At 68.5% G+C, this 7,432-nt stretch carries 3 protein-coding genes; all 3 read left to right on the top strand.

All coding sequences use genetic code 11. From position 1 onward, the window contains the following. Positions 1 to 422 precede the first annotated feature (422 nt). The 3 genes from ACFDR9_RS26215 to galE all read left to right on the top strand — a co-directional run bounded on the left by ACFDR9_RS26215 (position 423) and on the right by galE (position 7,370). Positions 423 to 2,195 carry a glycoside hydrolase family 2 protein gene (locus ACFDR9_RS26215; RefSeq protein ID WP_409032874.1) on the top strand — a complete coding sequence of 591 codons (1,773 nt, stop codon included), beginning with the start codon at positions 423 to 425 and terminating at the stop codon, positions 2,193 to 2,195. A gap of 192 nt (positions 2,196 to 2,387) precedes the next feature. Next, on the top strand, positions 2,388 to 6,215 hold the full coding sequence (locus tag ACFDR9_RS26210; protein ID WP_409032873.1) for an FAD-dependent oxidoreductase: 3,828 nt from the start codon (positions 2,388 to 2,390) through the stop codon (positions 6,213 to 6,215). 195 nt (positions 6,216 to 6,410) lie between these two features. Beyond that, positions 6,411 to 7,370, top strand: coding sequence for a UDP-glucose 4-epimerase GalE (galE, locus tag ACFDR9_RS26205; protein WP_409032872.1), 960 nt, complete (start codon positions 6,411 to 6,413; stop codon positions 7,368 to 7,370). Positions 7,371 to 7,432: the final 62 nt, after the last annotated feature.

Below are 7,432 nucleotides of genomic sequence, written 5' to 3'. Positions count from 1 at the left end.
GCGGTGGAAAGAAGAAGGAGGCAGAAACCGCGCACTGGTTGGCGGCTGGTGTGGGGGCGCGGGTGAGGGGAGGGGGTGAGGCGTGGGTGGGTGGGGGGGTGGGGGCAGGGGCGGGTGGGCGGTGGGGTGGGCGTAGTGGGTGGCCGTCGGCCGGGGCTTCGGCCCCCGCCCCCGCCGCCGCGGCAAACCTGAGGCGCCGGGCCGCGGCGTCGCGCCAAAGTTTGACGCGGTGGTTTGACGCGGTTGTTTGACGTAGTTAAAGGCGGCGGTGGAAACCGGCGCGGCGCTGGAACTACCGCCGCCGCGCCGGCTCCAACTAGTAACCGGTACGCGAAGCCGTCGCCCGGCGACGCACCCGACCCGGCTTGCCCGGCCGCATTGCCCGACCCACCCGACCATATGACCCACCCGACGAGGAGCCGATGTCCGCATTTGCCTACCCCCGACCGCAACTGGTGCGCGAGCACTGGCAGTCGCTCAACGGTCCCTGGCGTTTCGCCTTCGACAACGAGCGGCGCCACAAGCTGCCGTCCGATCCCATTCACTGGACCCACGACATCACCGTGCCGTTTCCGCCGGAGTCGCAGGCCAGCGGGGTCGGCGACCGCGGCTTCCACGTCGCCTGCTGGTACCAGCGCGAGTTCGACATCGCCGCCGGCCCCGGGCGCGTGCTGCTGCACTTCGGCGCCGTCGACTACCAGGCCAAGGTGTGGGTCAACGGCCACGTCGTGGCCGAGCACGAGGGCGGCCACACGCCGTTCGTCGCCGACATCGGCGACGTGCTCAACGCCGACGGCCGCCACACCGTGACGGTGTACGTCGAGGACGACCCGCACGACCTGGCCAAACCGCGCGGCAAGCAGGACTGGCAGCTCGAGCCGCACTCGATCTGGTATCCGCGCACCACCGGCATCTGGCAGACGGTCTGGCTTGAACGCGTCGCCGCCACCTATATCCAGAAGCTGCGCTGGACGCCGATCTTCGAGGGCTACGAGATCGGCTGCGAAGTGTTCGCCGGCGGCGACGTCGCCGACGACCTGGTCGTCGAAGTGCGCATCTGGCACGGCGACAGCCTGCTGGCCGACGACCGCTACGCGCTGTTGGGCAACGAGGCGAACCGCAAGATTTCGCTGGCGGACCCGGGCATCGACGATTCGCGCAACGAGCTGCTGTGGAGTCCGGAACGCCCGACCCTGCTCGACGCCGAGGTTCTGCTGCTGCAGGGCGGGCAGGTCATCGACACGGTGCGCTCGTATACGGCGCTGCGCTCGGTGGCGATCAACCGCGACCGCTTCATGCTCAACGGCCGGCCCTATCCGCTGCGGCTGGTGCTGGACCAGGGCTACTGGCCCGACACGCTGCTGGCGGCGCCGTCCGACGCCGCGCTCAAGCGCGACGTCGAACTGGCCAAGGCGCTCGGTTTCAACGGCGTGCGCAAGCACCAGAAAATCGAAGACCCGCGCTACCTGTACTGGGCCGACCGGCTCGGTCTGCTGGTATGGGAGGAAATGCCGTCGGCCTACCGCTTCACGACGCGCGCCATCACGCGCATGGTGCGCGAGTGGACCGAGGTTATCGAGCGCGACTACAGCCACCCCTGCGTGCTGGTGTGGGTGCCGTTCAACGAATCGTGGGGGGTGCCGAACCTGACCGCGATCCAGGCCCACCGCAACGCGGTCGAGGCGCTGTACCACTTGACGCGCACGCTCGACGCGACCCGTCCGGTGATCGGCAACGACGGCTGGGAGGCCTCGGCCACCGACATCCTCGGCATCCACGACTACGACTGCGACCCGGAGCGGCTGCAGGCGCGCTACGCCATCACCGACGCCTCGCGCACGATCCTGTTCGACCAGCGCCGCCCGGGCGGGCGCATCTTGACGCTGGACGGTTTTCCGCACCGCGGCCAGCCGATCGTGCTCACCGAGTTCGGCGGCATTGCCTTCACCAAGCCGGCGGCGGGCGCCGACGGCCACACCTGGGGCTACTCGCGCGCCACCAGCGAGGTCGGCTTCCTCGACCTGTACCGGCGCCTGCTGGCGGTAGTCAACACGGCGCAACTGTTCAGCGGTTTTTGCTACACCCAGTTCGCCAACACCTTCCAGGAGGCGAACGGCCTGTTGAACGCCGACCGCACGCCCAAGGTCGAGCTGGAACTGATCAGCGCGGCCACCCGCAACGAGAAAATCGATTGACGCGCCGCGCGCGGCCAAGGCGACCGGGACGGCGACGCATACCGGAGGCAAAGCGCCGGGGGCGGACCCTAGGGGGCCGGTCCCGGTGTTAATCGCCTGCTTGCGCCTGGCATTAGCGGCAACGACGGCGGACCGGCGCGCCGGTTTTTCAAAGGAGATTTGGCATGAAGACCTTGCTGCATGGCGGCCCCGATGAGTGAGCCTGACGACGCCGCCGCCGCGCCGTTCCTGTCGTACTGGCAGGCCGGCTTCGAGGGCGCCGACCACGTCACGCACGCCGGGCGGGCACTGTCGATGAACCAGGCCAGCGGCCATCTGGCGCGGGTGCGCGAGGACTACGCGCAACTGGCCCAGTTCGGCATACGCACGGTGCGCGAAAGCGTCGGCTGGCGCCTGGTCGAACGGGACGGCCGCTTCGACTTCTCGTCGCTGGAGGAGCGCGCCCGGCTGGCGCGCGAGATGGGCTTGCAGATCTGCTGGACCTTCCACCACTACGGCTGGCCGGCCGACGTCGACCTGTTCGCGCCGCAGTTCGTCGAACGCTTCGCGCGTTTTTGCGGCGCCGTCAGCGCATACCTGGCGCCGTTCTCCGACGCCGCGCCGATCTACTCGCCGATCAACGAAATCTCGTTTTCCAGCTGGGGCCTGTCGGTGCACATGTTCCAGGGCTTGAACACGGAGCGGCCCAACGCCGGCCCCGACGGCAAGCGCCAACTGGTGCGCGCGACGCTCGCCGGCTGCGACGCGATCTGGGCCGTCAACCCGCGCGCCCGCATCCTGCAGTGCGATCCGCTGATCCACGTCATCGCGCCGCCCGACCGGCCCGACTGGGCCGACTCCGCCGCGCAATGGCGCGAGTCGCAGTTCGAGGCCTGGGACATGCTGTGCGGACGCAGCGAGCCGGAGCTGGGCGGGGCCGAGCGCTACCTCGACCTGATCGGCCTGAATTATTACCACAGCAACCAATGGGAAAGCGGCAGCAACCTGCGCCTGTGGTGGCACCTGGGCGAGCCGCGCCGCATGCCGCTGCACCAGTTGTTGCTGGAAGTGCAGCGGCGCTACCGCCGGCCGCTGCTGCTGGCCGAGACCAGCCACGTCGGCAGCGGCCGCGGCGCCTGGATCAGGGAAACCGCGCAGCAGGCCGCGCTGGCGCACCAGCACGGCGGCGACCTGCGTGGCATCTGCATGTATCCGGCGATCGACCGGCCGGATTGGGAGGACGAGAATTTCTGGCACCACAGCGGCTTGTGGGATGTCAGTTTAAGCGGGCCGGAGCCACTGCAGCGCGTGCTGTCCGAGCCTTATGCAACGGGGTTGCGCCAGGCCCAGCGCCTGACGCGGCACCTGTGTTCAACGTACGCGCCACCAGGGCGGGAAGGAGCTGGAATGAGGACGATCATGGTTTTCTCTCATCTTCGTTGGAACTTTGTCTACCAAAGGCCACAGCAGTTGTTGTCGCGTCTGGCGCAGTTTTACCATGTGTTGTTCGTCGAGGAGCCGACGCTGCACGAGGGGGCGCCGCACCTGACCTTGTCGACGCCGGCGCCCAACGTGACGCTGTGCCAGCCGCAAACGCCGGTGCCGGCGGGCGGCTTCCACGACGACCAGCTGGCGCTGCTGCAGTCGCTGCTGAGCGAGGTGACGCCGGAGGAGGACCCGATCGTCTGGTTCTACACGCCGATGGCGCTGCCGCTGCTGCCGCAACTGCATCCGCACCTGGTGGTGTACGACTGCATGGACGAGCTGGCGGCGTTCAAGAACCCGCCCAAGCAGTTGCTGCAGCGCGAGGCGGCGCTGCTGGCGCGCGCCGACCTGGTGTTCGCCGGCGGCCCCAGCCTGTTCGAGGCCAAGCGCGCGCGCCATCCGAACACGCATTGCTTCGCCAGCAGCGTCGACGTGGTGCATTTCGAGCAGGCGCTCGACCGCCACAACGGCCATCCGGCGCACCTGAACATACCGGCACCGCGGCTGGGCTACTACGGCGTCATCGACGAGCGCTTCGACCCGGCACTGGTGGCGGCGCTGGCCGACGCCCACAGCGACTGGCAGATCGTCCTGGTCGGGCCGGTGCTGAAAATCGACCCGGCCAGCCTGCCGCAGCGGCAGAACATCCATTACCTCGGCCAGCAACCCTACCAGGCGCTGCCGCACTTCCTGGCCGGCTGGGACGTCTGCCTGATGCCATTCGCGCTCAACGAGGCGACGCGGTTCATCAGCCCGACCAAGGTGCTCGAATACATGGCGGCGCAACTGCCGATCGTCAGCACGGCGATCGCCGACGTGGTGGTGCCGTACGGCGAACTGGTCGCCATCGCCGACGACGCCGCCGGCTTCGTGCGCGCCTGCGAAGAGGCGCTCGCGGCGACGCCGGCGCAGCGCGCCGCGCGCGCCGCGGGCATGGCCGCGGTGGTCGCCGCGACTTCCTGGGACGCGACGGTGGAGCAGATGCGCGCGCTGCTCGATTCGACCAAGCCGGGCCAGGGCGCGCGCGCCGTCGCCGTGGCGGCGCTGGCGCCGGACGCCGCCGCCGCGGGCAAGGTCAACCCGCTGCGCACGCCCAACGCGCCGCAGGCGGTGCGCTGCGCGATCGTCGGCGCCGGCCCGACCGGGCTGTCGGCCGCTTACCACCTGGGAGCGGACACGCTGCTGCTGGAGCGCAACGCCGAGGTGGGCGGCTGGTGCCGCTCGGTCAGCGACGCCGGTTTCACCTTCGACCACGCCGGCCACATCATGTTTTCAACCGACCCCTACGTACTCGAGCTGTACCGTCTGCTGCTGGGGCCGAACATGCACTGGCAAAACCGCGAGGCTTGGATCTACAGCAAGAACGTCTACACGCGCTACCCATTCCAGGGCGCGCTCTACGGCCTGCCGCCGGCCGTCATCAAGGAATGCATCGTCGGCGCGATGCAGGCGCGCTTCGGCAACCTGCGCCAAGGTTCGGCGCCGGCGGCGGCGCCCGCGCCGGCCTGCGCCGTGCTCAAACCGGTCGAGGATTGCTGCGCCGACGGCAGCGCCGACGTGGCCAACGCGGCGACCGCGCTGCCGGCCCGCAAGGAGTCGATCAACTTCGAGCAGTTCATCTACCAGGTGTGGGGCGCCGGCATCGCCAAGCATTTCGCGATTCCGTACAACCGCAAGCTGTGGACCGTTCCGCTGACGGAAATGGAAACCTCGTGGCTGGGCGGGCGGGTGCCGTTGCCGGACCTGGAGGAAATCATCGACGGCGCGCTGGAGCCGGTGGCGCGGCCGATGGGGCCGAACGCGCGCTTCGGCTATCCGCTGCGGGGCGGCTTCCAGGCGCTGATGTCGGCGTTCCTGCCGCATATCCGCGGCAAAGTCGAACTCAACGCCGAAGTGGTGCAACTGCTGCCGCGCGAGCACGTGCTGGCGCTGGCCGACGGCCGCCGTTTCCGCTACCAGCAGCTGATCAGCACCATGCCGCTGCCGGAACTGATCAGGCTGATTGGCGAGCAAGCGCCGGCCGAGGTGCGCGCCGCCGCGCGCGCGCTGCGCCACGTGTCGGTGCGCTGCGTCAACCTTGGCGTGGCGCGCGAGCAGATCACCGACAAACACTGGGTCTACTATCCGGAGGAGACGATATTCCACCGCATCTTCGTCCAGGGCAATGCCAGCCCGCATTGCAACCCGCCCGGGGGCTTCGGCCTGACCTGCGAAATCTCCTATTCGCCGAGCAAGCCCTTGCCGCTCAGCGGCGCGGCGCTGGTGGCGCGCTGCATGGCCGACTGCATCAAGGTCGGCATGCTGCGCCCCGACGACCGCCTGCTGACCGCCAACCAGGTCGACATGCCCTATGCCTACGTCGTCTACGACCACGCCCGCGCCGCCAACGTCGAGCTGGTGAAGACGTGGCTGGCCGGCCACGACATCGTGCTGGCCGGGCGCTACAGCGAGTGGGAGTACTACAACTCGGACCACGCCTTCCTCGCCGGCAAGAAGGCGGCGCTGGCGGTTGCCGCCGAGACGGGCGGAGCGCAGCAAAACGTGCTGGCCGATTGACGCTGGCGGGGAGGGGGGGGCGCCCCCCCCACGCCCACCCTGAAGTTGGCGTGCCGGCAACGGTGAAAGCCCAGCCAAGGCAAAGAGCCGGCGCCAAGGCGAGCGGGTCAGACCCTCGGGGTCTGACCCCGGGCTTACGCCGGTGGTTTTGATTTTCCCCATGCCCGAATTACCCGATCCGTCCGGAGGCGGCACATGAAACCGTATATTTTGGTGGTCGGCGGCGCCGGCTACATCGGCAGCCACATGGTCAAGCGCCTGGGCCAGGCCGGCTACCCTTGCGTGGTGCTCGACAACCTGTCGCAGGGTTGGCGCGAGGCCGTGCCGGCCGACAGCCTGATCGCCTGCGACCTGGGCGACGCCAGCGCGCTGGACGTCATGTTGCAAGCGTTTCCCATCGGCGCCGTGATGCACTTCGCCAGCTTCATCCAGGTTGGCGAATCGCTCCGCGAGCCGGCCAAGTACTACGACAACAACGTCGGCAACACCGTGCGCCTGCTCGACGCGATGGTGCGGCACGGCGTCGACAAGTTCATCTTTTCGTCGACCGCCGCCATCTTCGGCAATCCGCTTTACGTCCCCATCGATGAAAACCACCCGAAGCACCCGATCAACCCCTACGGACGTTCGAAGTGGATGGTCGAGGAAATACTGGCCGATTTCGACCGCGCCTACGGCATGAAGTCCATTTGCCTGCGCTATTTCAACGCCGCCGGCGCCGACCCGGACGCGGAACTGGGCGAGCGCCACCTGCCCGAGACGCACCTGATTCCGCTGGTGCTGCAAGCCGCCTCCGGCCGGCGCGGGGCCGTCACCGTCTACGGCGACGACTACGCCACGGCGGACGGCACCTGCGTGCGCGACTACGTCCACGTGATGGATTTGTGCGAAGCCCACCTGCTGGCGCTGCAATCGCTGCTGGCGGGGGGCGCCAGCGACTGCTTTAACCTAGGCAATGGCAACGGCTATTCGATCGCCCAAGTGATCGCGGCGGCGCGGCAGGTCAGCGGCCGCGCCATCGGCCAACTGGCCGGGCCGCGGCGGGACGGCGATCCGGCGGTCTTGGTCGCCGATTCCACGCGCGCGCGCAAGCAATTACAATGGTCGCCAAACTATGCCGATATCGTGACTATTCAGCCTGAGCGTACAGCGTAGAAAGTTGTTGTAAACGAATCGTGGATAACGCATCATGCGTGCATGCCACCAAAACCGCCCCG

The sequence above is a fragment of the Janthinobacterium sp. CG_23.3 genome, from assembly GCF_046115965.1.
Lineage (GTDB): Bacteria > Pseudomonadota > Gammaproteobacteria > Burkholderiales > Burkholderiaceae_D > Janthinobacterium.
This window is presented reverse-complemented; position numbering and strand designations above follow the sequence as displayed.

Bases quoted from the DNA above. Each gene is read 5' to 3' on its own strand.
- ACFDR9_RS26215 (WP_409032874.1), top strand. From the start codon at position 423: ATGTCCGCATTTGCCTACCCCCGACCGCAACTGGTGCGCGAGCACTGG.
- ACFDR9_RS26210 (WP_409032873.1), top strand. From the start codon at position 2,388: ATGAGTGAGCCTGACGACGCCGCCGCCGCGCCGTTCCTGTCGTACTGG.
- galE (WP_409032872.1), top strand. From the start codon at position 6,411: ATGAAACCGTATATTTTGGTGGTCGGCGGCGCCGGCTACATCGGCAGC.